This window comes from Mycobacterium sp. ITM-2016-00316 (assembly GCF_002968335.2).
Classification (GTDB): domain Bacteria; phylum Actinomycetota; class Actinomycetes; order Mycobacteriales; family Mycobacteriaceae; genus Mycobacterium.
In genome coordinates, this window is record NZ_CP134398.1 from 5,883,751 (window position 1) to 5,909,838 (window position 26,088).

26 protein-coding genes are annotated in these 26,088 nt (G+C 65.4%); 12 read left to right on the forward strand and 14 right to left on the reverse strand.

Features of this window, described 5'->3' with window-relative positions; all coding sequences use genetic code 11:
• Window positions 1–145: 145 nt before the first annotated feature.
• On the reverse strand, window positions 146–715 hold the full coding sequence (locus tag C6A86_RS28625) for a TetR/AcrR family transcriptional regulator (RefSeq protein ID WP_105362633.1): 570 nt from the start codon (window positions 713–715) through the stop codon (window positions 146–148).
• A 51-nt stretch (window positions 716–766) separates the two neighbouring features.
• Here C6A86_RS28625 and C6A86_RS28630 point away from each other — a divergent pair, with 51 nt between their 5' ends.
• Complete coding sequence (locus C6A86_RS28630; RefSeq protein WP_105362623.1) at window positions 767–1,621, forward strand: alpha/beta hydrolase; 855 nt, start codon at window positions 767–769, stop codon at window positions 1,619–1,621.
• Between the two features lie 103 nt (window positions 1,622–1,724).
• Here the strand turns inward: C6A86_RS28630 and C6A86_RS28635 are convergent, their stop codons facing one another.
• The 3 genes from C6A86_RS28635 to C6A86_RS28645 all read right to left on the reverse strand — a co-directional run bounded on the left by C6A86_RS28635 (window position 1,725) and on the right by C6A86_RS28645 (window position 4,221).
• Complete coding sequence (locus tag C6A86_RS28635; RefSeq protein WP_105362622.1) at window positions 1,725–2,924, reverse strand: FAD-dependent monooxygenase; 1,200 nt, start codon at window positions 2,922–2,924, stop codon at window positions 1,725–1,727.
• Between the two features lie 159 nt (window positions 2,925–3,083).
• Complete coding sequence (locus C6A86_RS28640) at window positions 3,084–3,869, reverse strand: helix-turn-helix transcriptional regulator (RefSeq protein ID WP_311100969.1); 786 nt, start codon at window positions 3,867–3,869, stop codon at window positions 3,084–3,086.
• Between the two features lie 70 nt (window positions 3,870–3,939).
• A complete protein-coding gene (locus C6A86_RS28645) occupies window positions 3,940–4,221 on the reverse strand; it encodes a PLD nuclease N-terminal domain-containing protein (protein WP_158263283.1) in 282 nt (93 codons plus the stop codon).
• A 116-nt stretch (window positions 4,222–4,337) separates the two neighbouring features.
• Between C6A86_RS28645 and C6A86_RS28650 the strand changes: the two genes are divergently transcribed.
• Window positions 4,338–5,231 (forward strand): LysR family transcriptional regulator, encoded by an 894-nt coding sequence (locus tag C6A86_RS28650; RefSeq protein WP_105364259.1) that lies wholly within the window; start codon window positions 4,338–4,340, stop codon window positions 5,229–5,231.
• Window positions 5,232–5,319: 88 nt separating this feature from the next.
• Here the strand turns inward: C6A86_RS28650 and C6A86_RS28655 are convergent, their stop codons facing one another.
• The gene (locus C6A86_RS28655) at window positions 5,320–5,958 is read right to left on the reverse strand and encodes a helix-turn-helix domain-containing protein (protein ID WP_105364260.1); all 639 of its coding nucleotides are present in this window, start codon (window positions 5,956–5,958) and stop codon (window positions 5,320–5,322) included.
• Between the two features lie 199 nt (window positions 5,959–6,157).
• Here C6A86_RS28655 and C6A86_RS28660 point away from each other — a divergent pair, with 199 nt between their 5' ends.
• Both C6A86_RS28660 and C6A86_RS28665 read left to right on the forward strand, forming a co-directional pair.
• Window positions 6,158–7,501, forward strand: coding sequence for an SCP2 sterol-binding domain-containing protein (locus C6A86_RS28660; protein WP_105364261.1), 1,344 nt, complete (start codon window positions 6,158–6,160; stop codon window positions 7,499–7,501).
• A 49-nt stretch (window positions 7,502–7,550) separates the two neighbouring features.
• Window positions 7,551–8,507 (forward strand): PDR/VanB family oxidoreductase, encoded by a 957-nt coding sequence (locus C6A86_RS28665; protein WP_199196263.1) that lies wholly within the window; start codon window positions 7,551–7,553, stop codon window positions 8,505–8,507.
• Here the strand turns inward: C6A86_RS28665 and C6A86_RS28670 are convergent.
• The gene (locus C6A86_RS28670) at window positions 8,504–8,974 is read right to left on the reverse strand and encodes a helix-turn-helix domain-containing protein (protein ID WP_105364263.1); all 471 of its coding nucleotides are present in this window, start codon (window positions 8,972–8,974) and stop codon (window positions 8,504–8,506) included. The two genes, C6A86_RS28665 and C6A86_RS28670, sit on opposite strands and share 4 nt — an antisense overlap.
• A 111-nt stretch (window positions 8,975–9,085) precedes the next feature.
• Here C6A86_RS28670 and C6A86_RS28675 point away from each other — a divergent pair, with 111 nt between their 5' ends.
• Window positions 9,086–10,519: a DHA2 family efflux MFS transporter permease subunit gene (locus tag C6A86_RS28675; RefSeq protein WP_105364264.1), complete on the forward strand. Its 1,434-nt coding sequence runs from the start codon at window positions 9,086–9,088 to the stop codon at window positions 10,517–10,519.
• 37 nt (window positions 10,520–10,556) lie between these two features.
• A complete protein-coding gene (locus C6A86_RS28680; RefSeq protein ID WP_105364265.1) occupies window positions 10,557–11,366 on the forward strand; it encodes an oxidoreductase in 810 nt (269 codons plus the stop codon).
• A gap of 256 nt (window positions 11,367–11,622) precedes the next feature.
• Here the strand turns inward: C6A86_RS28680 and C6A86_RS28685 are convergent, their stop codons facing one another.
• Window positions 11,623–13,095: an MFS transporter gene (locus C6A86_RS28685; protein WP_105364284.1), complete on the reverse strand. Its 1,473-nt coding sequence runs from the start codon at window positions 13,093–13,095 to the stop codon at window positions 11,623–11,625.
• Window positions 13,096–13,364: 269 nt separating this feature from the next.
• Between C6A86_RS28685 and C6A86_RS28690 the strand changes: the two genes are divergently transcribed.
• From C6A86_RS28690 to C6A86_RS28700, 3 genes are all read left to right on the forward strand, one after another.
• Window positions 13,365–14,249, forward strand: a complete 885-nt coding sequence (locus C6A86_RS28690) for an NmrA family NAD(P)-binding protein (RefSeq protein WP_105364266.1) — start codon at window positions 13,365–13,367, stop codon at window positions 14,247–14,249.
• Between the two features lie 122 nt (window positions 14,250–14,371).
• Window positions 14,372–15,103 (forward strand): SDR family oxidoreductase, encoded by a 732-nt coding sequence (locus tag C6A86_RS28695; RefSeq protein ID WP_158263284.1) that lies wholly within the window; start codon window positions 14,372–14,374, stop codon window positions 15,101–15,103.
• A 79-nt stretch (window positions 15,104–15,182) separates the two neighbouring features.
• Window positions 15,183–15,734 carry a YaeQ family protein gene (locus tag C6A86_RS28700; protein ID WP_105364268.1) on the forward strand — a complete coding sequence of 184 codons (552 nt, stop codon included), beginning with the start codon at window positions 15,183–15,185 and terminating at the stop codon, window positions 15,732–15,734.
• 16 nt (window positions 15,735–15,750) lie between these two features.
• Here C6A86_RS28700 and C6A86_RS28705 read toward each other — a convergent pair whose 3' ends face one another.
• The 5 genes from C6A86_RS28705 to C6A86_RS28725 are packed head-to-tail and all read right to left on the reverse strand — an operon-like array spanning window position 15,751 to window position 20,532.
• On the reverse strand, window positions 15,751–16,743 hold the full coding sequence (locus C6A86_RS28705) for an LLM class flavin-dependent oxidoreductase (protein ID WP_105364269.1): 993 nt from the start codon (window positions 16,741–16,743) through the stop codon (window positions 15,751–15,753).
• An 11-nt stretch (window positions 16,744–16,754) separates the two neighbouring features.
• Window positions 16,755–17,222, reverse strand: a complete 468-nt coding sequence (locus C6A86_RS28710; RefSeq protein ID WP_105364270.1) for a VOC family protein — start codon at window positions 17,220–17,222, stop codon at window positions 16,755–16,757.
• Between the two features lie 23 nt (window positions 17,223–17,245).
• Window positions 17,246–17,995, reverse strand: a complete 750-nt coding sequence (locus tag C6A86_RS28715) for an SDR family NAD(P)-dependent oxidoreductase (RefSeq protein ID WP_105364271.1) — start codon at window positions 17,993–17,995, stop codon at window positions 17,246–17,248.
• Window positions 17,992–19,257, reverse strand: a complete 1,266-nt coding sequence (locus C6A86_RS28720; RefSeq protein ID WP_105364272.1) for an alkyl sulfatase dimerization domain-containing protein — start codon at window positions 19,255–19,257, stop codon at window positions 17,992–17,994. Before C6A86_RS28720 ends, C6A86_RS28715 begins: the two co-directional genes overlap by 4 nt.
• Before the next feature lie 9 nt (window positions 19,258–19,266).
• Window positions 19,267–20,532: a sulfotransferase gene (locus tag C6A86_RS28725; RefSeq protein WP_105364273.1), complete on the reverse strand. Its 1,266-nt coding sequence runs from the start codon at window positions 20,530–20,532 to the stop codon at window positions 19,267–19,269.
• Between the two features lie 57 nt (window positions 20,533–20,589).
• On the opposite strand from C6A86_RS28725, the gene C6A86_RS28730 reads away from it, so the two are divergent.
• The 3 genes from C6A86_RS28730 to C6A86_RS28740 all read left to right on the forward strand — a co-directional run bounded on the left by C6A86_RS28730 (window position 20,590) and on the right by C6A86_RS28740 (window position 23,411).
• Window positions 20,590–21,477: an IclR family transcriptional regulator gene (locus tag C6A86_RS28730; RefSeq protein WP_105364274.1), complete on the forward strand. Its 888-nt coding sequence runs from the start codon at window positions 20,590–20,592 to the stop codon at window positions 21,475–21,477.
• Window positions 21,478–21,524: 47 nt separating this feature from the next.
• Window positions 21,525–22,535, forward strand: coding sequence for a zinc-binding dehydrogenase (locus tag C6A86_RS28735; RefSeq protein WP_105364275.1), 1,011 nt, complete (start codon window positions 21,525–21,527; stop codon window positions 22,533–22,535).
• 90 nt (window positions 22,536–22,625) lie between these two features.
• Window positions 22,626–23,411: an SDR family NAD(P)-dependent oxidoreductase gene (locus C6A86_RS28740; protein ID WP_199196261.1), complete on the forward strand. Its 786-nt coding sequence runs from the start codon at window positions 22,626–22,628 to the stop codon at window positions 23,409–23,411.
• A gap of 388 nt (window positions 23,412–23,799) precedes the next feature.
• On the opposite strand, the gene C6A86_RS28745 is transcribed toward C6A86_RS28740, so the two are convergent.
• Window positions 23,800–24,477, reverse strand: a complete 678-nt coding sequence (locus C6A86_RS28745; RefSeq protein WP_233213075.1) for a YoaK family protein — start codon at window positions 24,475–24,477, stop codon at window positions 23,800–23,802.
• Window positions 24,474–26,072 (reverse strand): gamma-glutamyltransferase family protein, encoded by a 1,599-nt coding sequence (locus C6A86_RS28750; RefSeq protein ID WP_233213076.1) that lies wholly within the window; start codon window positions 26,070–26,072, stop codon window positions 24,474–24,476. The genes C6A86_RS28745 and C6A86_RS28750 overlap by 4 nt, the downstream gene beginning before the upstream one ends.
• Window positions 26,073–26,088: the final 16 nt, after the last annotated feature.

Consider the following 26,088-nt stretch of genomic DNA (forward strand, 5'->3'; position numbering starts at 1 on the left):
CTATTCAGCAACTGAACGGTGTCTGGCTACCTGGTGCCGCGGCGGTCGGTGCAGTCATCGCACTGACCGTGAGCGCGGCCGTTCGCGTGCGGCGCGCGGTCAGATGAGCCGTGCTCGCCCAACCCTGGGGCGTGTGTGCGGGAGCTCATCGGCTCTTGGTCATGCGCAGGATCAAGGAGATCGCGTCCTGCGAATGAGCCGCTGAAGTCAGAACTTCCTGTAACAGCAGGCCACGGATTGCGGCAGTCGCGACGGTGGCCATGCTCAGTGCTTCCTCGGCGCCGTGCCCTTCGCTTTCCGCGAGCGAGGCCAGCATTGTGGTCAAGTCGCCGAGCGAGTCGATGAACTCACGAAAGCTGTCCGGGTCATACGCGGCCAGTCCTACGACGTGAAAGAAGCCGCGGACACGCGGCAGCTGCTCCGGGCGGGTGTAGGCCCGCCAGATCGCCGCGACGAGGTCGTCAAAGGTGCCCTGCTGGGCGGTCTTGAGTAGCGCCTCGTTGTCGCGAGATCGCTGCACCGCGAGCATGGCCGCTAAGACACCGGAGAGGGACCCGAAGTGGTACCGCAGCAGGGCGTGGCTGGTCTCGGCCCGTGCGGCGACCTCACGCAGCGACACCTCCGGCGAGGGAAGCTCTTCGCCGTAGGCGTCGAGAAGCCGAGCCAGAAGTCGGTCGCGGGCGTCGCCTCTGCGTTCCGCGCTTGACAAGATCACCCCCACAGCTTATCCATTGGATAAGACTTTACCAATGGAAAAGGACGTTCGATGAGCTCCATGTGGCAAGGCTGTCTCGCCGGCACCGACTACTTCGAGATGCGTTCCAGCGGTGGGTATGACTACGGCGTGTGGGTCACGACGCCACCCGGATACGACCCCGCCACGACACAGGCGTCCGTCGTGTATGTCCTCGACGGCAACTTCGCTGTGGGCCTGACCGCTCCGCTCATCGTCACCCAGATGGACCCCATGCAACGGATCCAGCCCTACATCCAAGTCAGTGTCGGCTACGCGGGCGAGGAAGCGCAGGACTGGGATCGGCTGCGCAACAGAGACTTCGTGCCACCCGGCGAACCCATCGCCAAGGAACTCATCGATGCCGTGGAGATGGGACTGCAAGCGGGCATGCGGACACGCGAAGAAGCCGACGCCTACCTCGCCGAACTACGCGACACCCACGCCGATGCATTCCTGAGCTTCCTCACCGCGGAACTGCACCCGCGGATCGAACGCGACTACGGCACAGCCGCGAGCGGTCACGGCCTTTTCGGCTACTCCTACGGCGGACTCTTCACTCTCTACGCCTGGCTCACCGGCGCCACGCTCTTCGAGAGCATCGGAGCGGGCAGCCCTGGCGTCATCGCCGAAGACAGTCAGATCTTCGCCCAGCTCCACGACATGGGCGATAGCCAGCGCGACGCCAAGCTTCACGTGACCATCAACGAACGAGAACTTCTCGGAGACCTCGCCGTCTACCAAAGCCTCGCGAGGAATGCCGCCACCGTCCTTCACCGCCTCACTTCGCGGGGCGAAGCGGTCACCGGCGAGATCCTGCGCGAGACACACATCACCGGCCTACAGGCCTCGTTCCTCAGCTACCTCAGGACCTGCCGTCTCCTGTAGCAGGATCGCGCACGAAAACGTCGTGGCGGCAAGGCATGCCGCGATGTGGGCTACGGTGAACGCGACGCCAACCGCAGCTATTGCCGCCCGGGAGGGCTCGTTCTCACGAGTAGTCGGCAAAGTGGAAATCATCGGCAATCTTTTGTGCGCGCTTCGCGGCGTTTGACCTGAATTGGCTTTGCACGGCACTGCTCGCCATGAGTCTCTGCGCCAGATGTGTGAGGTTGATTCCACACCGGCTTGTCGGGTGCATCAGCCGTATGCGGCGTGGATTCAACGTGCTCTGCGACGCTTCGACATACGGGCGCACAAGCCTTTCATAGACGGCAAAAGCTTGCGAGTGATCGTCGCTCCGTTTGATCTCGCCGGCAAGCACATACGCCGCCACCAGCGCCAACGCCGTGCCTGCCCCCGTGAACGGCGTCGGGCAGAAAGCGGCATCGCCCAACAGCACAATCCGCCCCTGTGACCACGTGGACGCTTGCACTTGGCTCATCGGCCCAAAGTAGAAGTCGTCGACTGTGTGCAAATTCGCGGTGATGCGATCAGCAATCGCGCCCCGGCCCTCAAGGGCTTGGCGCAGCAAGCCTTTTCGCGCTGCTGGCGTGTCCCCATTCATGCCGGGGTCTCGTCTGAGGAAAGTGACGAGGACAGTGGTCTCTGTCTCGTTGCCCGGCCGCAGGGTGATGAATGTTCCGCCAAAGCCGTTCACCGAATAAGCCCACCGATCGTCCTCGACGCGTCGGGGGATCTTGAAGAACGCCATATAGGCGCCGAGGTAGCGGAAACGAGTTTGCCCGGCCATGACCATGTCTCGGGTCGAGGAATGGATGCCCTCGGCGCAAATGACCAGCTCAAAATCCTCGACCTCGCCATTGTCGAAGGTGACCGAGATGCCGTCCTGCTTCTCTTCGAGCGCGGTGATGAACCTCCCGAAGCGGTATTCACAGTCGTCTTTTGTCGATTCGAAGAGCACCTGAGCGAAATCGCCTCGCAAGATCTCGAAATCATTCGTCAGCGATCCCAGCGCGCCTTTGGGCAGAACGGCGACCACACGCCCGGCGGCGTCGAGATACTTCTGGCCGCATTCCTGAGTGTTTTTGGCTTCGATCTTTTCGGCGAGTGACATCATGTCGATGACGTGTTGACCTGCGCCCTTGATGTCGACGTTTTGACCGCCGTCCCGCAAAGCCGGTGCCTTTTCCACGATGACGGTGGAGTACCCGTATTTGTGCAGCCAGTAGGCGCACGTGGGGCCGGCAACGCCGCTGCCGCACACCAGGATCTTCTTGGTTGATTGCATACATCCCCACCTCTTCCGGGTATCGATCGAGATCAGGCGGCCAAGGCGCACCCCGTGTCGTGTGCCTCCACTGTCGGCTCTGCCGGCTGTGCCGCCAACCGGCAAATGGACATCTGATACCGGAAAGTCGCCAGATCGGGCGAGAGCCGAGAAGTGCCGTTACTGACTGACGCGAAGACCGGCCTGATAGCGACCTGGGGTCTGGCCCACGACGGCGGTGAAAGCCTCGATGAAGCTCGTCGGGTTGGACCACCCACACGCCATCGCGGTGTCGGTAACGGACAGGCCGTTGGTGAGGTCGATCAAGGCATGGTGAATGCGCAAGACCGTTCGCCAGCGGTGAAAGCTCATCCCCAGTTCGTCATGGAACAGCCGGCTCAGGGTCCGCGCGCTCGCGCCGGCGGTCCGACCCAGTTCGATCAGGGTCGCGCTCTGGCCGGGATCGGCGCGTAGCAGATCAGTGACGGCGCGCAGCCGGTCATCGCGCGGTTCGGGCAGGTGCAGCGATTGATCGGGGGCCTCGGCGAGCTCGTCGATCACCACCGCGCGCAGCCGTTCGTAGCCACCGGACGTCGCGTCTTGCCGTTCGCTCAGCGCCAGCAGCGCTTCTCGCAGTAAGGGATTCACCGCGAACACGCCGGGGTGCGCCACGAGCGCGCCGCACAGCTCCGCCGGAATGACGACCAGCCGGACATCGGTGCGTCCGTAGAAGCGATGGGAGTGCTCGAAACCCGGTGGCGTCCATGTCACCCGGTTGGCCGGCGCGACCCAGGTGCCGCGCCCGGTGGTGGTGGACAAGACCCCGGAGGCCGGGTACACGAGTTGACCATCGGTGTGCGAGTGGACGTCGATGTGAAAGCCGTGGGCGAGCCAGCCGGCGCCGCTAGACACCCCAGGCGGAGGCATCGTCACGGTCGGCGACTTTCCGGCATCGGCATCCGACATTACCGGTCCAACGCTGCCTGCGACGGGGAGATCCGGGCCATATCGGCCCGTTGAACGGCGGACTGATCGCCTAGCAGTTCCGGAGGCGGTGATCACCCCGGCCCCGCAGCCTCGCGCGGGACACAGAGGGGCCGTAATCGATGCCAGTCGGCTGGTCCGCAGTCCGACTCGTCTGCGTTGCACGCCGGCCGATCAGCAGCCATGCCAGCGCACCCACCACCGGTAGCACCATGACTGCCGCCAACCACGTCCCTTTTTCACTGGCCGGCAGATGCTGGTCGTCCAGGGACATCACCTCGCCGATCGCCCACGCCCACAGCAGCGCCGCAACGCTGATCAGCACTACACCCATGACAACGAGTCTCCTTTCACACGCGCTGCTGCTCTCGTCGAACGCTGCAAGCATGGGTGGACCAGCACTGTTCACACAAGCAACACATTGTTGACGAATTGTTTAGAGTTCACTTCATGGATGTGGAACGCCTGCGCCTGTTGCGCGACTTCGCCGCACACGGCACCGTGCAGTCCACAGCCGCCGCGCTGTCCCTGACACCCTCGGCGGTATCCCAGCAGCTCAAGCGACTTCAGCGAGAGGCCGGAGTGGAGTTGCTCGAACCCCACGGCCGGCGCATACGCCTCACCGAAGCAGGCCAGGCGCTCGTGGCGCGCGCCGATGAGATCCTCGCCGCGCTGGACCGTGCACACGCCGAGATGGAGTCCTTCCGGACCGTCCCGCGAGGCGCCGTGCGAGTGGCGATCGTGCCCTCTGCGGCGGCGATGCTCCTCCCCGGGCTCATCGCCGAGGCATCCGCAATCGGGGTCGAGGTTATAGCCCACGATATCGACCACTCCGCCGCTCGCACAACCGAACTCCTCGTCGATCACGATGTCGTCGTCATCGACCGCGACGAACGCGACACCACAACCTGGGGCCCCAGGTACACCTCGACCTTTCTGCTGCGCGAACCGCTGGACCTACTGCTACGGCCGGACCACCATCTGGCCGCCAACGAGTCGATCGCCTTGCACGAGCTCGCACACTGCCCCTGGATCAGCGTCGAGATCGGGCGCATGGTCGACGACGTGATGCGTTCACTGGCCACCATCTCCGGAGTGCAGCCCCGGATCATTCAACGCATCAATGACTTTCGCGTCGTCGAGGAGCTCGTGCTCTCCGGGGTCGGCATTGCGCTACTCCCCCGCTACGCACCCACGGTGCGTCAACTCATCCGCAAGCCCGTCGATGGCATCAATGTGGCGCGCCACGTCGAAGCGATCACCCGCACCGGCACCGCCACCCGCCCGTCCATTGCCGCCGTCATCGACATCCTGACCCGCGTCGCCGGCAGATACTCACACTGACGGGCATCGCGAACGAGCGGCGACAGTTTCGCCGCCCGCGACCTTGATCGGACTCTGGACAACTTGAACGAGCACCGAAGTTGTTATCTCACAGGGATAGCTGAAAGGCTCGCCGCAGATCGGCAACAGCCCTATCGTCTCCTTCAAACCGCATGCGCTTGATCGCGGACCTACGTCGCGGCGCAGATGGCGCCAGCCGGGCCGTAATGAGGTCAGCCGCCGTCGCGGTCACGTCGACGTCGGGAGCACCGTCACCGCCGGCCAAACGCCCGTGGTCGACCAAAAATTCGAAGATGCGACCATCGATGTCCAGGCGATACGAGGCGTGAAGGCCGCTGGCACCAGCCGAGTCGAACCCCAGGAGCAATCCAGTCAGGAATCCGGTCAACGGCGTCCACTCCGAGTCATCCCGATCGAACTGATCCATCCCGAAGTCGGCGATGGCCTTCACCACGGGGACGACCTTGCGCCAGCCGAGGTCGCTGAGTGCGTAGACCGTCCGCGCGATCGGTGCCGGCAGATCGGCGCGGGAGACCAGACCGGCGTCCTCCAAGGCACGAAGCCTGTCCGCCAGTAAGTTTGTGGCGATTCCTGGCAGCTCGGAACGCAGATCACTGTAACGACGCGCGCCGCCCATCAGCTCGCGCAGGATGAGCAGTGTCCATCGCTCGCCGAGGGTGTCCAAACCCAGTGCGACAGGGCAGTTCTGACGATAGGTCTTTGACATTGACACAGACCGATCATACGCGCGCCACCTCGTGGGCGTGAGTCGCATCCACCGAGTGATCAACACGTCTTTATAGACTTACTTATAAACTTACCACTTGAGTTTCTTGTCTAGTGAGTAGATCATCAGTATCGAAGTCGGGACTGAGCCTTGAGCGCTCCTGGTCCCGCAGCACGGGCATAGCGACGAAGGAGGCCTTGTGGCCAAACCGAACAAGCTCGAAGACCATCCGAATGTGATCGCGGTGCGGCAACGCGGTGACGAAGCCACTCCTGCTCAGCCGTTGGACGAGTCCTGGTTGCGTCAATTGGTTCTCGACGCGGGCGCCGACGATGTGGGGTTTGTCCACATCGACCGCCCCGAAATCGCCGACCAGAGGGCCGATCTCACGGCGGCGCTACCGGGTGTCAAGGTGCTGATCAGCTATGTGTGCCGGATGAACCGGGAGAACATTCGCACACCGGCCCGATCGGTGGCCAATCTGGAGTTTCATCACACCGGTGACCATTCAGACGACGTCGGTCGCAGCGTGGCGGGCAAGCTGGAGGCGGCGGGTGTACGCGCGATCAACCCCTCCATGGGATTTCCCATGGAGATGAACAACTTTCCCCGCAAGACATGGGTGGTCAGCCACAAGCCGGTTGCGGTGGCTGCAGGTCTGGGCAAAATGGGCGTACACCGCAATGTCATCCACCCGAAGTTCGGGAACTTCATCCTGCTCGGCACCGTGCTGATCGACGCGGAGGTCAGCGACTACTCCGAACCGATCAACTACAACCCGTGCCTGGAATGCAAACTCTGCGTCACCGCCTGCCCCACCGGGGCGATCGCCGCCGACGGACACTTCGACTTCTCCGCCTGCTACAGCCACAACTACCGCGAATTCATGGGCGGCTTCACCGACTTCATCGAGGACGTCGCCGACAGCAAGGACGCAGGCGACTTCCGTTCGAAAGTCACCGCAAACGAGTCGGCGTCCATGTGGCAAAGCTTGTCCTTCGGCGCCAATTACAAGGCGGCGTATTGCATGTCGGTGTGTCCCGCCGGCGAGGACGTGCTCGGGCCGTGGCTCGACGATCGCAAGAAGCACCTGACCGACGTGGTGCGTCCCCTGCAGGCAAAAGAGGAACCCGTGTACGTCATCGAGGGATCCGATGCCGAAGAGTTCGTGACGAGGCGCTATCCGCACAAAACGGTACGACACGTCGGCCAGACCTTGCGGGCCACGAGCATCGATGGGCTGGTCGAAGGCCTGCCGATCATCTTCCAACGCGGGCAGGCCAAAGACGTCTCCGTGCTGTACCACTTCACTTTCACCGGATCCGAGCAGCGCAAGATCACCGTGACGATTCGCGACCGGAAACTCGACGTGGCCGAGGGACATCACGGCAAACCCGATATCCATGTCACCGCCGACTCGGACACCTGGATCCGTTTCTTGAACAAGCAGGCCTCGATGCCATGGGCACTGGTGACTCGACGCATCAAGATCAAAGGGTCCCCGTTGCTTCTCCGCATTTTCGCGCGCTGCTTCCCCACCTAGACAAAGCCCTGAGCCGACCGCAAGCGAGGAGATACAGCGGGACATGAACATGTTCTTTGTCGACACCGAGCACGAACTCGTGCTGGAGAAGAAGTCCGTCGTCGCCGAGGACGTCGTAAGGCTCACATTGCGTGACCCGCTGGGACGGCCGGCCCCCAAATGGCACCCCGGCGCCCACATCGACCTGATGCTGGGCGACAACCTGGTCAGGCAGTACTCGCTATGTGGAGACCCCAGCGACCGGTCCAGCCTGCAGGTTTCGGTGCTGCGCGCACCAAACAGCCGTGGTGGATCACGGCATGTGCACGACGAACTGGTCGAAGGGCAGAAGATCCACATTCGCGGTCCGCGCAACAACTTCGAGCTCGTGCCGTCGAAGCGCTATCTCTTCATTGCCGATGGAATCGGTATCACCCCGATCCTGCCGATGGTGGCAGCCGCTCACGCGAAAGGTGCCGACTGGCGCCTGGTCTACGGGGGACGCACACGGACATCGATGGCGTTCCGCGATGAGCTGCAGAGCACCTACGGCAAGCGCGTGGAGATACGCCCGCAGGACGAGTACGGACACCTGGACCTGAAGTCACTGCTCGGCCGCCCGAAGCGGCGGACAGCGGTGTACTGCTGCGGTCCGGAGCCGTTGCTCGACGCGGTCGAATCCGCCAGTGCACAGTGGCCGGAAGGAGCCCTACACCTGGAGCGGTTCGCACCGAGGAAGAGCGAGGGCACCGACGAAGACGCCGCGTTCGAGGTCGAGCTTGCGCTGTCCGGCCAGACGGTCACCGTTCCCGCCGACATGTCGATTCTCCACGCCGTCGAAGACGTTGGGGTGCCGATGATGTCGTCGTGCGAAGCGGGTGTATGCGGCACCTGCGAGGCCACGGTGCTGTCGGGAGTGATCGACCATCGCGACTCGATCCTCAACGCCACGGAACGCGCCGCGGGCGACAGGATGATGATCTGTGTCTCCCGCGCGCGTGGTGATCGGCTGGTCCTCGAACTTTAAGCCGGCCCGGCCTCGATGTCTTCCGCCGAGACAGAATGTCCAGCACTGCAATGGATGTCAACATCGATCGGCGCCCCACACGCGGAGTGCGTCAACTTCACCCGACCACCGTCGGCGCGGACCCAACGGTCCCCCCATCGCATCAGGGCCAGCAGGGCCGGCAGCAGATCCTGCCCCTTGTCGGTGAGATGGTAAGCCTCCCTGCGGCGCTGGCCGGGATCGTGGTAAGGCCGCTTCTCCAGAAGCCCCTCGTCCACGAGTTCCTTCAACCGGGTGGCGGTGATCTTCTCGCTGAGCTTGGCGCGGCGTGAGAATTCCTCGAACCGGCGCGCACCGTAAAACGCCTCTCGAAGCAGCAGCAGACTGGCCCGGCGCCCGACCACGTCCAGAGCCGCCGCGACGGAGCAGCCATCCGCCGACCAGGCATCGCGGTCGCTGAGCCGACCGGTGAGCGTTATCGAGGTCATGTCTGCATGGTGCCAGCTGACTTGCCTTCAGTAAAGCCAGGGGCATAGACTCTGACTAGACAAAAGCACAGCCAGAGGGGGTGTGGCCGACAGCTCAGGAGACCTCACGGCATGACCACCGCTACTGCTCGACCGGGCGCCGTCCTGGTCATCACCTCATCGGCGGCTTTCCTGGCGACCCTCGACCTGTTCATCGTCAACATCGCCTTCCCCGCCATCAGCGCCGACTTCACGGACTCCGACTTCGGTCAGATGTCCTGGGTCCTCAACGGCTACACCGTGGTCTTCGCTGCGGTGCTGGCGCTGGCCGGCCGCCTCGCCGACCGCTACGGCCATCGTCGGGTGTTCCTCATCGGGTTGGCGATCTTCACCATCGCCTCGGCGGCATGCGCACTGGCGCCCAGCCTGTGGGCTTTGGTCGCCGCCAGGGTGGTGCAGGGCGTCGGGGCGGCACTGGTCACACCGACCTCATTATCGTTGCTGCTCAACGCCTGGCCGGCGGAACGGCGCGCCAGTGCGGTCGGAACCTGGGCGTCGGTGGGAGCGGTCGCGGCCGCACTCGGTCCACCGCTGGGCGGAGTCCTCGTTGCGGCGGGCTGGCAGTGGGTGTTCCTGGTCAACGTTCCCATCGGCATCGTCACCGTGGTGGCCGCGGCGCGCATCCTGCGTGAAGTCGATAACGCGCCGATCGGAAGACCCGATCTGCTCGGTGCCGCCTTTCTCGTCCTCGGCGTCGGATCATTGGCCTACGCGTTGGTTGAAGTTCCCGAACGAGGTTGGACCGCAACCGTAGTGTTCGCCTCGCTCACCCTGTCAGTGCTGGGTATGGCCGCCGTCGTGATCCGCTCGCGCCGCCACCCCGTACCCGCGCTGGACCTCGCCGTCCTGCGCGTTCCCCAGTTTGCGCTTGCCACGGTGATGATGCTTGCGTTCTCGTGCGGATTCGCCGGCATGCTCCTGGTCAACGTGCTCTACCTTGCCTCGACCTGGGGCTGGTCGGCGCAAGCGGCAGGCCTCGGCCTCGCGGCAGGCCCGGTTGTCGTCGTGGTCGTGGCTCGGGTGGCCAATCGGGTTGCGGCACGGCTGGGAGTCGGAACTGTCGCCACTCTGGGCGCGCTGAGCTTCACGGCCGGTTCCCTGTGGTGGTTATGGCGGCTCGGACCATCGGAGAACTACCTGTACGGTCTGCTGCCGGGTCAACTGCTGACCGGACTGGGAGTCGGGTTGATCCTGCCCACACTGTCCTCGGTCGTCGGGTCCGCGCTGCCGGGGCCACGCTGGGGCTCCGGTTCTTCGCTGATCAACACCGCCCGGCAGGTCGGCTCAGTTCTGGGCATCGCACTCGTCGTCACCGTGGTCGGGACGCACATCGCGAACTCCCCCACCGAACTCGCCTCCATCCAGTCCGGGTGGGCACTGCTGGCCGCCGCCGGAGTCACCACCGCGATCGCCGGCGTGGCCCTGTCCGTCGTGGACCATCGAACTTCGTTGGCGAACAAGAATATCCGCGACCGGGAACACGACAGCCCCGGACGGGCGAAATGACAAAACTCGACCGCAAACGACGATAGGAACGAACAACATGCCATCATCACGACCCGTCGCACTGATCACCGGCGCCAACTCAGGTCTCGGCAAGTTCGCCGCCGTCGGTCTGGTCGGCGCCGGATTCGATGTCGTCGGAACAAGCCGCAACACAAGCGGATCAGCTTCCCGCCCGGGCATAACACTCCGTGACCTCGACGTCACCAGCGACGACTCCGTCGCCGCGCTGATCGAAGGCGTGATCGCCCAGTTCGGGCGTATCGATGTGCTGGTCAACAATGCCGGTATGGGACTCGCCGGTGCCACCGAGGAGAACTCGATCGCCCAGCAACAGAGACTCTTCGACATCAATGTCTTCGGCGTCATTCGGATGACCAACGCCGTCCTGCCGCATATGCGTGCACAGGGAGGAGGGCGGATCATCAACATCTCGTCGATCTTCGGTTTCATGCCGGCACCGTTCATGGCTGCGTACAGCGCGACCAAGCATGCCGTCGAGGGCTACTCCGAATCCGTCGACCACGAAGTCCGGGATCACAACATCCGGGTGCTGCTCGTCGAGCCAGGAGGCACTCGAACCGGTTTCGACGACAACACCACCGCGCCGGATACCCCGCTGGCGGTGTACACGCGAAAGCGAAATCTCGCCAACCAGGTGGTGGCTGAGCAGGTCAACGGCGGCGATGACCCCGCGACCGTCGCCGAGGCAATCGTGGCCGCAGCCACCGACACCAAGCCCAAGCTGCGCTACCCCGCCGGGGTCAAGGCACGCCAGCTCAGCGTGATGCGTCGGCTGGTTCCTACCCGCATATTCGACAAGCAGCTGCGCCGAACCTTCAGGCTGTGAGCCTGGCTTCGCACGAAGCGGCTCATGGTGATCATCGAAACAGAGACTCATGGAAAGTTAGGCATCCGCAACAACCCACACGTCACCGTGGCCGCCAGCGATCGTTGAGGACGTCCATGAGTCCGCCCATCGACGCGACCGCCAACAATTCTCGAATCTGCCCACGGCACGCCCATCAGACCCACGCCTTTCGTTCCTTCGGTTCTGCGTGCGTACGGCGACGGCGACGGCTTGTTGAGAACACCGCATGACGTCGCTACACCCGATCAGGCGGGCTCGACGCGTCAGGACATGGCGCAGGGCCGTTGATCTGGCAATGAACGCGCTCTTCGACGCGCATGCGATCTCCCGAGCCCACGACGGCGTGGCGGGACCTGATCCCGATTCCGGCGAGAATGCCAGCGCCCAGCAGTAGGGCCGCGGCGATCACGATGGTGGTGCGGAAGCCGGCGTCGAACGCAGCGGGATCGGCGTAGTCGGTGCCGCCGATACCCGCTATGCCCGGTAGGACGGCCACGGCCAGCAGTCCTCCGGTTCGGGCGACAGCATTGTTGACTCCGGATGCTGCTCCCGCCAGGCGATCCGGTGCGGAGTCGAGAACGGCGGCAGTCAGTGGTGCCACGACCAGGGCGAGGCCGGCACCGAACACCAGCGCAGCGGGGAGGACGTCAGCCGGCCATGACGCCTCCGGGCCGATACGCAGCATCAGCAAAAGTCCGGCCGCCGCCAGTAGTGGACCCAGGGTCATGGGCAGTCGCGCCCCGATCCGGCTGGCAAGTGCACCGGCGCGGGAGGAGAACACCAGCATGATTGCCGTTACCGGGAGCAGGGCAGCGCCGGCCGCGACGGGACTGAATCCGGCAACGGTCTGCAGCTGCAAGACCAGAACCAGGAAGACCACTCCCAGTGCCCCGTAGATCAGCAAAGTCATGGCGTTCGCCACACGAAAACTGTTGTCGCTGAACAGTGATGGTGGCATCAACGGATGCGGGGAACGTTGCTCCACCACGACGAACACACCCAGCGCCAGCAGCCCGGCGCCGACCGCCACGAACCCGCTCGCCGTGACACCCGAACTGCCCAGGCTGGTCAGACCGAACGTCAGCGCGCCGAGGCCCAGCGCGGCCAGGACCGTGCCGCTGATATCCAGACCCGGCGGTGACTGATGATCGCGACTCTCGGGCACCCGTAGGACGGTGACTACGACGACCGCGGCGGCCAGCGGCAGATTGATGAGAAACACTGCCCGCCAGCTCCACTCGACAAGGAAGCCGCCCACAAACGGACCCACCGCACCGGCCAGCCCACCCAGGCCTGACCACGCGCCGATCGCTGCGGCGCGGTCGACGCCACGGAACGACGCCGAGATCAAGGCCAGGCTGCCCGGGGTGAGCAGCGCGCCGCCCACCCCCTGCAACGCCCTGGCGGCAATCAGTGTCTCGACGTTCGGCGCCACGCCACAGGCCGCCGAGGCGACCGCGAACCACACCACTCCGATCACGAATACTCGCCGGCGGCCGAAGTGGTCGCCGAGTGAACCGCCGAGCAGGATCAGCGCCGCCAGCGTCAGCGTGTAGGCGTTGATGACCCATTGCAGACCACCGAAGCCGGCACCCAGGTCGGCGCCGATGTGCGGCAACGCCACGTTCACCACGGTGCTGTCGATCATCACGATGCCGGACCCGAGCACAGTGGCAAGCAGTACCCACCGGCCGGCGGCGGTCCCCATCCGCAGTCCGCTCGGATCGATCACGCCGCCCTCCACGCCCACCAGTAGAAGGCACCGTCCGCGCGAACGGTACCCGCACTGTCCGTCTGGCCATCACGCCTCGTCTGTTCGTCACGCACGACCAGGACGAGACCCCGTCGATCCACGCCCGGTTGAGCGCCGAATACCCATCATGACGGGACTTGAGAACAATGCGAGGCGTGACACCGACGGACCGGCCGCTCGTCGGGCCAATCGGTTCGTCCCGCGACTCCTGGTAGACAGAGCCCATGTTGCTGGTTACGGGTCCCACCGGCCATGTTGGCGCCGAGTTGGTTGACCTACTCGATAAAGGGCGCGCCGGGCCGTGGCGGGTGGTCGGCAGGCACTCCAACGATCTCCGGGCTCAGCGACCAGATCTGACGGCCGAGATAGTGGCATTCGACTTCTTCGACCGCTCCACGTGGTCCCACGCCCTCGCCGACGTCACCTCCCTCTTCCTGCTCTTTCCCTTGCCGGGCAACAAGGCAGCGCGCCGAGCCCTCGTGCCGTTCCTGGCCGCTGCGGAATCCGCCGGAGTTCGACACGTCGTCTACCTGTCGGTGTTCGGCGCCGACCGCGTCCGCTTCATCCCGCACTACCAGGTCGAAGCGGCGCTGCGGACCGGCGGCTTGAATTACACGGTGCTGCGGTGCAGCTTCTTCATGCAGAATTTGCACCGCGCCATCTCCACCCACGGCGTGGACATCCTCGAGCATGGTGAGCGGTTCATCCCTGCGGGACAGGGTCTTACGACGTTCATCGACGCCCGCGACGCAGCCGCCGTCGCAGCGCTCGCCCTGCAACAGCCAGACCAGCACCGCAATGTCGTTCACCACCTCACCGGGCCAGAAGCGCTCAGCATGACCGATGTCGCGGAACAACTCACCGACGTCCTCGGCTACCCGGTGCGCTACACCAACCCCAACCTGATCAAGTTCGCGCGGCGCCTGCGTCGCCGCGGCGTCGGCTGGGACACCGTCGGGTTCATGTCCGCGGTGTACACCCTGACGCGGCTGGGACGAAACCAACCGATCACCACCGATGTCGAGGACTTACTGGGCAGGCCCCCTCGCGGCCTTGCCGACTTCCTGCGCGACAGCTCGTGGAGGTGGCACAGCCAGGAGTGGACGTGACCATCAGCCGCCCCTGCGGGCATAGTGAATCCAAGCCGCGCTGCAACGATCAAAGGAGCACGATGCGACGACGGGCACACCTACCTCGCGCGAGGACGCGAGGCGTGAGCGCGTCGGAGGTCGTGCTCATCACCGGTGGCGGCTCTGGCATCGGTGCCGGTCTCGCCGGCGCCCTCCATTCGCGCGGGCACCAGGTGATCATCGCTGGACACCGGCGTGAGCGCGTCGAGGCGGTGGCCGCGCGGCACCCCGGCATGGAAGCCGAAGTCGTCGACGTGGCCGATCCCGCGCAGGTCGCGGCTCTCGCCGAGCGTGTGGGTCAGCGGTGGCCCAACTTGACGACGGTCATCAGCAATGCGGGCATTCAACATCTGTTCGACTTCGCCGGGTCGGTTCAGCTCGATGCAGCCGAGCTTGGGCGCGAGGTCGACGTCAACCTCAAGGGCGTGATCTACGTCGCCAACGCCTTCCTGCCGATTCTGCGGGCGCAGCCCCGCGCTCGGCTGGTCAACGTCGGCTCCGGGCTGGGCTACGTCCCGCTCGCCGCAGCGCCTGTCTACTCGTCGACCAAGGCCGCGGTGCACAGCTTCACCATCGCTCTGCGGCGGCAACTCAGAGGTTCCAACGTCCAGATCGTCGAGTTGATCCCACCCGTCGTCGTGACTGACCTGCATCGACATCTCGACCGCATCCCCCCGCGCGCAATGGAACTCGACGCCTTCGTCGAAGCCACGATGGCCGGGTTGGACAAGGGCCGCGATGAGATCGTCATCGGTCTGGCCAGAGCGCTGCTGATCTTCAGCCGCGCTGCACCATCTCTGGGGCTCAATGTGGTGAACCAGACGGAAGGCTGAGTTCGGTCTTCTGCCCAAGCCGTGGCCGCGTCGGGCGGCCTGATTGCTCGGGAAACGCCACCAGGGTGGACACTATGACGTGGCCCTTTCTGCAACAGTGTTCAAAGTCGAACTTGGCGTCTCCGATGTCGATCACGGTTACTACGCCGATCACACACTGACCGTGGCCCGTCATCCCAGTGAGACCGATGAGCGGATGGTGGTGCGCTTGTTGGCGTTTGGGCTGCGCGCACACCGGCTCAGCGACGTCGACGGCGAGTTGGCGTTCGGGGCCGGCCTGTCCACCCCGGGGGTCCCGGACCTGCGGCTCGCCGACTACACGGGCCGCATCGTGGAGTGGATCAACGTCGGCCAACCTGATGAACGCGCCTTGGGCAAGGCGGCCGGCCAGGCCGATCAGGTGCTGCTGTTCCCGTTCGCCGCCGGCGCGGCCACCTGGTGGCGCACCGTGGGACCCAAGGTGGCGGGGCTACCAAACCTGTCGGTGGTGCAGATACCGCATGCGCCGGTGCAGCAGCTGGCCCAGACCGTGGATCGACGGGTCTCGGCGCAGGTGATGGTGATGGAAGGTCAGGTGACGATGACCGTGGGCGATGTCGATGTCACCTTCACGCCCGAGCCGATGGAGTGAACGAGCGGCAGTTCCGTCATGGCGCGGATTGGGCTGCTTCGATCGCGGCCAGTCTTGGCAGCACCGCATCGGTGAGCAGTTGCACAGACTGCCAGGCATGCTCCACGGGCATGCCGCCCACCAAGGGGTGCAGCATAATCGGTCCGAAGTCTGGGGTCTGACTGATCTCATCGACGAGCTGCTCGGGCGTCATCACGCGGTACCGACCGGAGGCGCGCACGTCCTCGAGGGTCTGCACGCCGGGCAGGTGCATGTGGGATCGGGCTATGCCGTCGGCCCATTGTCCATAGGTGACGGCTTCCCACAGGATGTGCTCGCCGAACTCGGCCCAGGCTTGGTCTGGATCGGGGTGCAGGTAGATCATCCCACGCACCACCGGTGGCGGCATGATGACCAGCGGGCGCATCCCGGCCGACCTGCAGAGCTCGGTGTAGTACGAGGCCAGGTCCGGCCGGTGATCGGGCAGGCTCAACGGCAGTCCGAATCTCGCCGCGCGCCGCGCCGTGGCACGCACCGCACCGCCGACGTACAGCGGAGGATGCGGCCGCGTCCTGGTCGCTGAGCCGCCCGGCGAGCCCTCGTGCCACACGCTCAGCATCGTTTCGAGCAGCTCGTCCATGAGTTCACCACGGCGGTCGAAATCGACACCGAGAGCTTCGTACTCGACGCGTCGATAGCCCACGCCCAATGTGGTGTGCAGCCGGCCGCCGCTGGCCGCGTCGACCAGGGCGATGTCCTCGGCGAGGCGGACCGGATTCCACAGCGGACCCAACGCGCAGTCCACGCTGGCGATCATCGTGGTGGTCCGTGCCAGGAACATCGACGCTGCCATGATCGGATTGCAACTCCAGCCGTGCCCGGTCACGTGATGCTCGTCCACGCTCACCACCGAGACGCCGCGGGAATCTCCCCACTCGGCCAGTTCCAACGCCGAGGAGATCAGCGTGCCGCGAACCTTTGGATCGCCACCGGGCGATGCGAAGTTGAAGCGCAGTACCGCAAGGGCCATGGCCGGGCTCCCTAGTTGCTGAGTAGTTGTAGGAACGTCGCCCAGTCACCGACGACGGTGCGATCGACGATCTCGATGCGGATGCCGGCCGCATCGATGAAGTAGGCGAACAATGAGGGCTGTGACGACGGCGAGTCTGCCGTGACCTCCAGCTCAAAGCCGCTGCGTTGCAGCGCATCCGCGGTTTCGGAAAAATTATCGGTGAAGTACCCCAGGTGGTGCACGGCGTTGCCGGGCGCACTCACCCAGGGTGTGCCGGGCACAGCCTGGATCAACTCGATGTGCGGCGCCTGCAACGAGTAGACGAACGACATCTCCACCCGCCTGACGTCGGCCCCGATGCGGACGGTGACGTCGTTGCTCATGGGCTTGGTCCAGCGGTAGCCGGCCAGCTCGCCGAGACGCGCCATCTCAGCGTCGAGGTCCGAGACGACGATTCCGGTGTGGTAGAGATCAGAAACCTTGAGCGGCAGTGTCATCGGTGAGTGTCCGTTTCTCTCTGTTAGACGCAGTCGGATGCGGCGTCGACGACGAAGACCGCACCGCTGGTATAGGCGCTCTGCTCGGTACACAGGAAGGCGATGGTCGGTGCGACCTCGTCGACGGTGCCCAGCCGTCCGAGTGGGATGTGCGCCAATTCGGCCGAGATGATGTCGGGCACCGTCTTGGCCGGGGCCATCATCGGCGTATCGATGGTGCCCGGCGCGATCGCGTTGACCCGGATCCCCTGGGGCGCCCAGGTGACCGCGAGGTTGCGGGTGACGTTGATGATCCCGGCCTTCGCCGCCGAATAGCCCGGCACCAGCGGCACCGCGCGCAGCGCCGACATCGACGCCACGTTCACGACGCAGGCTCCGCCGGGCAGGTTCGACGCTGCCAGCACCCGCCGTAGCCCGACGGTGAGCCGATAGGTTCCCGTCAGGTTCATCGCGACCGAGAGCGCGAATCCGTCAGGCTTGGACTCGTCGAGTCCATTCGGAAAATTGGCACCACCGTTGTTGATCAGCACGTCCAGCTCGGTGATGGCGGCCGCGAGCTCGTCGACGGACTGCTCGTCGCTCAACGCCAACGGGTGATACCGCATACCGGAGAGGTCGACGTCGTACTCCCCCGCGGCGGATCGGGTTCCGGTGACGACGACGGCGGCCCCCGCGTCCCGGAACAATGTCGCGGTGGCCAACCCGATGCCACTTGTGCCGCCGGTGATCAGCACGTTGGTGCCGGTGAAATCGAAGGTGACATGAGCGGTCATCGGTGTGCCTCGATCTGTTTGGTCAGCCACGCCCGTTCCCAGAAGTTGGTGGCGTCGGCGAGAAGTGTTTCGTGGGCCGCGCACAGCAGCGCTCGGGCCTGCGTGTGGTCGGGCACCGCAGCGATCACGTTGTCGACCAGGGCGATCGCGCGCACCGCGCGGCCCGCGGCAAGGTGTTCCTGCGCACGCGCGAGAAGAGCGTCGGCGCCGGCCAGTTCGACCACGTCGGCGGCAACGTCGGCGGGGCTGAGCGGGTACAGCTCAGTGGTGGAGCGGTGGTGGAACCAGCCGGTGTAGTTCTCCCAGATTGCCCTTACGTCCCAGGCGACCTTGCCGTAGCCCTGGCCGACGTCGAGGTGCGGTGGCAACGCGATGTCGCGCATCAGGGTCTGAACATCCTTGCCGGCGTTCATGCCGGCAACGGTTTCATCGTGAATGTAGGCGACGGCGTCGCGAAGCCGGGTGAGTTCGGCATGGATGCGGTCGGCGCCGGTGATCGCGTCGAAGTGTCCGGTGATGAGTACTTCCGGGCGCAGGTCTCGGACCCGTTCGATGGAGGAGATCACGGTCAGTGCGTCCCGGTAGCGGTCGCCACGCATGGTCACCAAGTTGGGGATGTGACCGAAGATCGGGCCGAAGACGTTGCCGCAGAGGCAGATCGACTGTTCGGGCAGCCAGACGACCAGCGAGTCGGTGGTTTCCCCACCGGGGGTCGCAATGAGCTCGATCCGCCGGCCGCCCACGGACAGGGTGCGGGTGTCATCGACCTCGACGTCGACGGTGGGGCTGGCCTGCGCCGGCAGTGGTCCCGGGAAACGTCGTTGGATGGCCCTGATGCCCGCAGTGAGGGTGTCCGAGAAGGCGAAGGCACTCTTGTGGGATCGATAGACCGCCAGTCGTTCGTTGTCGTCGCGCCATTGCCGCCAGTTGGCCTGGCCGACGATCTCGGTGTCCGGGTCACGCATGACGTCCACGCCGCCGACGTGGTCGTAGTGCCCCTGGGTGAGGATGATGTACCGCGTCGGCGAGGTGTCGACGGCATCGAAATTTGCTCGGTGGACCGGGCTTTCGAAGCCCATGCCGGTGTTGACGATCACCCGCCCATCGGAGGTGGTCAGCAGGTAGGCATTGGACAGGCCGGGGGATTCCCAAATGCCGGGCGCGATTCCGATGGCTGCGGGTGCCGTCGCGGGGGCGAGGGCGTCGGCGCCCGGTCGACTGCGGTAGACGGGTTCGAAATCGTCGTGTGAGCTGGCGTTCATCGTCGACTCCTAGTTCCTGGTCACGTGTTCGGGCCGGACATCGAAGCGATCGAAGTAGAACCCGAACCGCGACCGCAGTTCGTCCGGGCTGACACCGAATTGGCCCTGCAGGTCGTATCGGATCGAGCCGTGCTTGCCCCGAGGATTGGCATCCAGGTACGCGCGCAGCGCCGTGCGCACCGGCGCCGTCAACTCCACGCCACCCTTGGTGTACAGCTGCTCAATGACGTCGAGTTCGTGTCCGTTGAGGTTGTGGAAGCTGACGTCGACACTGCTCTCAGGCGTCACGAGTTCCCGATCGCGCACACACGCGCTCAACAGCCGGTGCACCCGGTCGGCCCAGTAGTCGACCAGCCATTCAGGATCAACGGTCCTGCGACGCAAACGATCTGCATACGCCATCATGGTGATTGCGGATTGGATCACCGCCACCGGGTCGCGGTGAGTGAAGGCCACGGTGGCGTCGGGAAATGTCGCCATGAGCGGCCCGAGTTGTTCGCAGTGCTGCGGCGACTTCAGGACCCAGGTCTGGGGCCCGCGCAGAAAGGTCAAGGCCTGTAGCACCTTTTTCAGGTAGGCGTAGTGCACCCTCTGGTCGAGGTGCAGGTAGAAGTCGCGCCACCCGGGCACGCGGGCGTGCCATTCCAGAACGTAGGCCGCGAAGTCCAGATCGAGAATCTCGACCTCTTCCTCGATGGCCTCGGGGAAGCGGTCGTGCATCGCCGCCACGTGGGGGGTGCTCATCATCATGGCGTCGTGTTCGGCCTTGGCCGCGCTGTAGCGCGGATCGACGCCGAACACGTCGGGTCCCCGACCTGGCAGCGGCAGCGGTTCCTGACTCTCCCAGTAGGGCAGTGCCCGGCGCCGACTGTCGGCGGCCAGCAAGTTCACCAGATGCGTGGTGCCCGACCGCGGCATCCCGACGACGATGAGTGGTTTCTCGATCTCGATCGCCTCGATCTCGGGATAGCGCCGGATCAGTGCCGTCAGGGACAGTCGGTTGCGCAGCAGTCGCACCACCCTCGCTCGCAGCGTTCCCCTGCTCAGCTGCGTCAGCCCGTCGTCCGCCTCGATCGCCGCCACGTACGCGAGCAGGCGGTCGGCGACGCCGGGGTCACCGAGATCGTCGGCACCGGCCAGCGCGACCGCCTCGTCGAGCATCCGGTCCACGTCGAGGTCGACCCGTCGGGCCTCGGTGTAGTCGAGGATCTGACGCTGCACCTCGGTCAACCGTGGCGCGGCCAGGTCGTTGAACTCCAAGACACCGGTGTCCATGAACGTCTCCCGTCGAGACTTGCAAAGCGTCGAATATTCGACGTACGCTTCGATATTATGACGCGGCCGACGCTATCCCGTGACGACACAGACCGTCAAGCGACCTCGCCCCCCACCGAACGCGCGATCAGAATCGTCGAACTCCTGGCCACCGACAACGCCGGTGCATTGTCATTGACCGAGATCTCGCGCACGCTGGAGATCAGCCGCCCGACCTGTCACGCGATCCTCGCCACCCTGACCGAGCATCGGTGGGCGGTGCGCGATAACAACACCAACGGGTACTCGCTGGGGCCGGCCGTCCTGGCTCTGACCCGCAGCGCCGGCCAGCGCCCTTTTCAGCATGTTCTGCGCGAACTCCACACTGCCACACGTCTTCCCGTATTCGTCGCCCGTCGAGAGGCCGACACGATCGCCGTCATCGAGGCCGCCGGTGACGCGTCGCGCGGCCCGGCGCTGCAGCCCGGATTTCGGCTACCCCTGGTGGCCCCGTTCGGTCGAGACTTCGTGGCCTGGGCCGGCGCCGGCGATCAGCAGCGGTGGCTCGACGGCATCGGCGAGCCCTCCAGTGCGCTACGGGCCCGATTGTCGGCGGTGCTGTCCGAGGTGCGGGACCGCGGCGTCGTCCTGGAACGGCTGACCCCCGAGTACGTGAGCGTCTATTCAGCCCTGCGCGCCATGGGACCCCCCACCGGGAGCGACTCGATCACGATCCGGTTGGCGCAAGCCTTCGCCGACCTGACCGTGGTGGACTACCTGGCCGACGAGCTCGACAGCCAGACGACCGTCGCCATCGCCACCGTCTCGGCGCCCATCCGCAACCCCGACGGGGCCGTCGTCATGTCGATCACCGCCGCGCCCTTCGGCGAACTCACCGCGTCAGCGGTCAGGTCCCTCAGCACTCAGGTGCTCAACGCGGCCGCCGCCATCGAAGCAACGCGATGACAACCGCTCGACAGTCGCACCCGCAGACCCCGGAAAGAAGGCCCGCCATGTTGAGAGCAATCGTCACCGCACCCGGAAAGACCGACGTGGTGGACGCGGAGCGGCCCGTCACCGGGCCGCGGGACGTGCTCGTCCGGATTCGTGCCTGCGGCATCTGTGGTTCGGACGCGCTCTACATCGCCATCGGCGGTCTGCCTCCGCACCATGGGTGTATGCCGCTGGGGCACGAGGCTGCCGGGGAGGTTGCCGAAGTGGGTTCCGAAGTCACCGGCATCGCCGTCGGCGATCACGTCGTCATCGACCCGATGGCGACGCCCGGCGACATCATCGGCAACGGCGGCGCCCAGGGCGGGCTCTCGGAATACCTGCTGATCGCCGACGCTCAGCGCGGCGTAGGCCTCGAAGTCATCCCCGATCACATTCCCTTCGAAGTCGCTGCCCTCAACGAACCCATGGCCGTGGCACTGCACGCCGCCAACCGCTGCAACCCCAAACCCGAGTCCAAAGTGCTCATCTTCGGTGCCGGACCCATCGGGCTGGGTGCCGTCCTGGCGTTCAGATCACTTGGTGTGCAACACATCGTCGTAGCCGACGTCATCGGATCGCGTCTCGAAAAGGCGCTTCAGGTCGGTGCCGACGCGGTCATCAATTCCGCGGAGGAGAACATCGCCGAGCGACTCGTCGCGATCCACGGGACCGGCGAAGCCATGTTCCCCGGAAAGACCGACACCGACATCTACCTCGACGCGGCCGGCGTCCCCGCAGTCGTCGAGACCGCCATTGCGCTGGCCAAGAAGGGCGCCACCGTCGGCGTCGTCGCGGTCCACAAGAAGCCCGTTCCCGTGGACTTCCTCAGCATCATGAGCAACGAGATCACCCTTGTCGGCTCCATCGGGTATCCCACCGAGATCTTCGCCGTAACAGCAGATCTCGTCGCCAATTGGCACAAGTATGCCCTCATCATCAGCCATACCGTCGACTTCGCGGACCTGGATCACGCGCTCAGCCTCGCCGCCGACCCCGGGGCCGCCGACAAGATCATCATCACCACGAACTGAGGGCACCCTGTGTCCCGGCGGTCGCAGAGGGGATGGGTGTGGCCAAGTGCGCGATCGCGATGTTTGTCGCTCCACTAGTACGGTGACAAAATGATGGTCCCGACAGCAGCCGATGGTTCGCGGCCCGTTGCGGTGGTGACGGGGGCAGGCAGCCCTACCGGCATCGGTTTCGCCTGCGCCCGAGCCTTGGCGCCCACACATGCGCTTCTGATCGCGGCGACGTCATTGCGCATTTATGACCGTGTGGCCGAGCTGACCGCCACCGGCGCCGTGGCGGTTGGCTTCATCGGTGATCTCAGCGACTCTTCGACCGCGCAGCGACTCGCTCGCGACACCGTCGAGCACTTCGGCCGAGTCGACGTCCTTGTTAACAATGCGGGCATGACCGCCACAACGGGCAGCGAAGAACAGACACCGGCCGAACTCACGTCCGACGACCTGTGGCGCGCGGCAATCTCCCGCAACCTCGACACGAACTTCTTCGTCACCCGAGCCGTGCTAACGCCCATGGCGCAGCGGGGTTTCGGGCGGATCGTGAACGTGGGTTCGGTGTCGGGACCGGTGATGGCCTACCGTGGAGACGCCGCCTATCACGCCGCAAAGGCAGCCTTAGTGGGGCTGACCCGATCGATTGCGATCGACAACGCCCACCAGGGCATCACCGCGAACATCGTGGCCCCGGGCTGGATCGCGACGGGGTCGGCGACCGAACACGAGAACGCAATGGGAGCTGCCACCCCACTGGGCCGCTCCGGTCGGCCCGACGAGGTCGCGGCCCTCGTCGCATTCCTTGCCTCCGCCGCGGCGTCTTACATCACCGGCCAAATCTTCGTCGTCGACGGCGGAAACTCCATCGCCGAGGAGCGCGGCGCGTGAATACCCCGCGAACTGACGTTGCCAGCGAAGCGGACGACTTTCATATGGGATGCCGCTGAGTACACCTGGATGCGAGCCGCAGGTGCGCGAACGACAACCGCCTGCAGGATCGGACCTCCGAGAGCAGATCCGCCTCCTCGTGGAAAAGCGCTTTCGGAAGACCGGATTCGTCGCAAACCACTTCGTTGAGCGGGTCGAGTTCGACGGGACCACTGATGCCGGCGAGTTCGAGCGCGGCCGTGGAGACGTAACCCGAGTGATTACCATCGAACAGCCGAATGAGGACCTTCCGCCGTCCTAAGGAAAGTTGCCCTACTCGGACCGCGATAGGCACCAAATCGACGGCAATCTCAGATCGCCCACGGCGGGGTTGTCCTGTCCGTCTTGCCTATTGAGCACCCACAGCTTCCGCGCGCTCCCAGAAATGGTGGGCCAGCACTGCGCAGGCGAGCGTCACGGCCGCCGCCGCGTAGACCGGCACGCTGATGTGCATCTTCATCAGCAGCCCGCCCGCCAGCGCGCCGGCGAAGATGGCGACGACGGCCCACAGCCGGCGGTGAGTGAACCAGATCAGGCCACCCTTGTATAGGGTTTCGCTGGCATACGACGTGATGGTCGACGTCACCACGACGGTGGTCAAGTCGGTCACCGCCAGGAACCGCGCGATGGACGCCTGTGCACCCATAACGAGTGCGATGGTCGCGGCCGCCGCAACGCCACCCGACGACCGTCCCGACACGGGCACGAACAGTAACGCGGTTGCCACGCCCGCCAGTACTACGGCGTTTATGCACATGGTAGCCGTCACTGCCGAAGTCCACGCCCGCGCGCGGCCGCGGATCATCCCGCCGACGATCGCTGCCCCCGCCACATACCCGACCAGGGCGATCAGCGGGCCGGCAACGGGAAGGCCCTCCTCCGCGGCGACGCCCATCCCGAGGATGACGACGTTGCCTGTCATGTTGCCGGTGAAGACGCGGTCCAGGCCGAGGTAGCCGACGGCGTCCAGCGCTCCCGTCACAACCGTGAGCGCCATCATCAGCCACACGTGCAGATGACGGATCACCCTGCCTCCGAGTCACGTTCGTGTCGGGCATACTGGGTGACCGTCCCTGCGCCGTCTGCCCGCGGATCCACTGCAGCAGTGAGCCGACCGGCCGCGTCGACGGTCACCACATTGGCTTGACCGAGTCCCTCGGTGTGCTGCCCCACAACTTCGACCGACAGACCGGAGTCCAGCAGCGCTGTGATCGCCGCCCGGTCGGCGTCCGCCTCGACCACCACGGAATCGGCCGTCGCACCGACCGTCTGCAACCCGACGATCGCACGGGGCGCGGCGACCGCGTCCGCGGCGGACACCCCGGCCAACATTCGTAGGAACACCTGGGTGAGGATCTGGGGCTGACCCTGTCCACCCATCGTCGCCAGCACCTGCCGCAGCTCGCCGTTCTGGGTGACGATCATCGGCATCAGCGTATGCAGCGGACGCTTTCTGGGCGCCAACAGATTCGGCGAGTGCGGCTGTAGCGAGAAGCTGGTGCCGCGGTCGTGGAATAGGATGCCGGTCTCCGGGTCGATCAGGCCGGAACCGAATGCGTGATAGACGCTTTGAATGAGCGAGACCGCCGTGCCGTCGCTGTCGGCTGCTGCGATTCCCACGGTGTCACCGCCCGGCACGGAGGCGGCGGGGGTCGCGTCGACCAGCGAGGTGGCCGCGCGCAGATCGCCGTGGACCAGAGCATCGACGTCGACCGGGCGGTGTCGCGGGTCGGCGAGATACTCCGACCGGAGCCGGTTCGCGTGGTGAAACACCCGCATCAGCCTCCCGATTCCCTCGCCGAGGGGATCGTCGATCCCCAGTTCCTCGAGTGCCCGCAGCGCCCGCAGCATCACCAGGCCGTGCGTGTTCGGCGGGCTGGTCGACACGGTCAGGCCACCGAAGTCCACCGACAGTGGATTGGTCACCTCGGCTGCGAACTCAGCGAAGTCGGCGTCGTCGAGGACCGAACCGCGGGAGCGGAGGTACTGGACAGTGCGTACGGCGAGGTCGCCGGTGTAGAACTCGTCGGGTCCGCCGCGGGCCAGGGCTGCGAATGTCGCGGCCAGCTCGGGCTGTCGGAACACCTCGCCCCGTTGGATGCGCCGTCCGCCGGGTCGGAACACCCGGTCGAAGTCCTCGTGGCCGTGCAGGTCATCGTTCTCCGGGTCGGCGAGGTGAGCGGCGAGCGAGGCCGGCACCGGCACCCCCTCGCGGGCCACCTGCTCACCGGGTTGCATCAACCGCTTCCACGAGAGCCGACTACCGAAGCGCTGCAACGTCTCCCACCCGCGCACGCCGCCGGGGACAGTGACGGTGTCCGCGCCACGGTCGGGCAGGGCCGCACCGTACCTGGCCTGCATCGCAGCGACGTCGGTGGCAGCGCCCGACCATCCCGACGCGTTGACGCAGCGCACCGCGCCGTCGGGTGTGCGGACCAACGCGATCAGGTCACCGCCGAGCGCCACATTGTGCGGATACACCACGGTCAGTACTGCGGCGGCGGCGATGGCGGCATCGACGGCGCTTCCGCCGTCGCGGTAGGCCGCCATGGCCGCGTCGGTGGCCGCGACATGCGGTGTGGCGATCGCGCCGGTGAACGCACCTGGTCGAAACGTGAGCACGGGTGAGCTGGTCCCC

Excerpts from the sequence above, each read along its gene's own strand:
- C6A86_RS28650 (WP_105364259.1), top strand. The coding sequence starts at position 4,338 with ATGGATGTGGAACGCCTGCGCCTGTTGCGCGACTTCGCCGCACACGGC.
- C6A86_RS28730 (WP_105364274.1), top strand. The coding sequence starts at position 20,590 with ATGACGCGGCCGACGCTATCCCGTGACGACACAGACCGTCAAGCGACC.
- C6A86_RS28670 (WP_105364263.1), bottom strand. The coding sequence starts at position 8,974 with ATGACCTCGATAACGCTCACCGGTCGGCTCAGCGACCGCGATGCCTGG.
- C6A86_RS28725 (WP_105364273.1), bottom strand. The coding sequence starts at position 20,532 with ATGGACACCGGTGTCTTGGAGTTCAACGACCTGGCCGCGCCACGGTTG.
- C6A86_RS28630 (WP_105362623.1), top strand. The coding sequence starts at position 767 with ATGAGCTCCATGTGGCAAGGCTGTCTCGCCGGCACCGACTACTTCGAG.
- C6A86_RS28640 (WP_311100969.1), bottom strand. The coding sequence starts at position 3,869 with ATGTCGGATGCCGATGCCGGAAAGTCGCCGACCGTGACGATGCCTCCG.
- C6A86_RS28665 (WP_199196263.1), top strand. The coding sequence starts at position 7,551 with ATGTTCTTTGTCGACACCGAGCACGAACTCGTGCTGGAGAAGAAGTCC.
- C6A86_RS28645 (WP_158263283.1), bottom strand. The coding sequence starts at position 4,221 with ATGGGTGTAGTGCTGATCAGCGTTGCGGCGCTGCTGTGGGCGTGGGCG.
- C6A86_RS28690 (WP_105364266.1), top strand. The coding sequence starts at position 13,365 with ATGTTGCTGGTTACGGGTCCCACCGGCCATGTTGGCGCCGAGTTGGTT.
- C6A86_RS28680 (WP_105364265.1), top strand. The coding sequence starts at position 10,557 with ATGCCATCATCACGACCCGTCGCACTGATCACCGGCGCCAACTCAGGT.
- C6A86_RS28675 (WP_105364264.1), top strand. The coding sequence starts at position 9,086 with ATGACCACCGCTACTGCTCGACCGGGCGCCGTCCTGGTCATCACCTCA.
- C6A86_RS28705 (WP_105364269.1), bottom strand. The coding sequence starts at position 16,743 with ATGGCCCTTGCGGTACTGCGCTTCAACTTCGCATCGCCCGGTGGCGAT.
- C6A86_RS28635 (WP_105362622.1), bottom strand. The coding sequence starts at position 2,924 with ATGCAATCAACCAAGAAGATCCTGGTGTGCGGCAGCGGCGTTGCCGGC.
- C6A86_RS28685 (WP_105364284.1), bottom strand. The coding sequence starts at position 13,095 with ATGGGGACCGCCGCCGGCCGGTGGGTACTGCTTGCCACTGTGCTCGGG.
- C6A86_RS28740 (WP_199196261.1), top strand. The coding sequence starts at position 22,626 with ATGATGGTCCCGACAGCAGCCGATGGTTCGCGGCCCGTTGCGGTGGTG.
- C6A86_RS28735 (WP_105364275.1), top strand. The coding sequence starts at position 21,525 with ATGTTGAGAGCAATCGTCACCGCACCCGGAAAGACCGACGTGGTGGAC.
- C6A86_RS28710 (WP_105364270.1), bottom strand. The coding sequence starts at position 17,222 with ATGACACTGCCGCTCAAGGTTTCTGATCTCTACCACACCGGAATCGTC.
- C6A86_RS28720 (WP_105364272.1), bottom strand. The coding sequence starts at position 19,257 with ATGAACGCCAGCTCACACGACGATTTCGAACCCGTCTACCGCAGTCGA.
- C6A86_RS28715 (WP_105364271.1), bottom strand. The coding sequence starts at position 17,995 with ATGACCGCTCATGTCACCTTCGATTTCACCGGCACCAACGTGCTGATC.
- C6A86_RS28655 (WP_105364260.1), bottom strand. The coding sequence starts at position 5,958 with ATGTCAAAGACCTATCGTCAGAACTGCCCTGTCGCACTGGGTTTGGAC.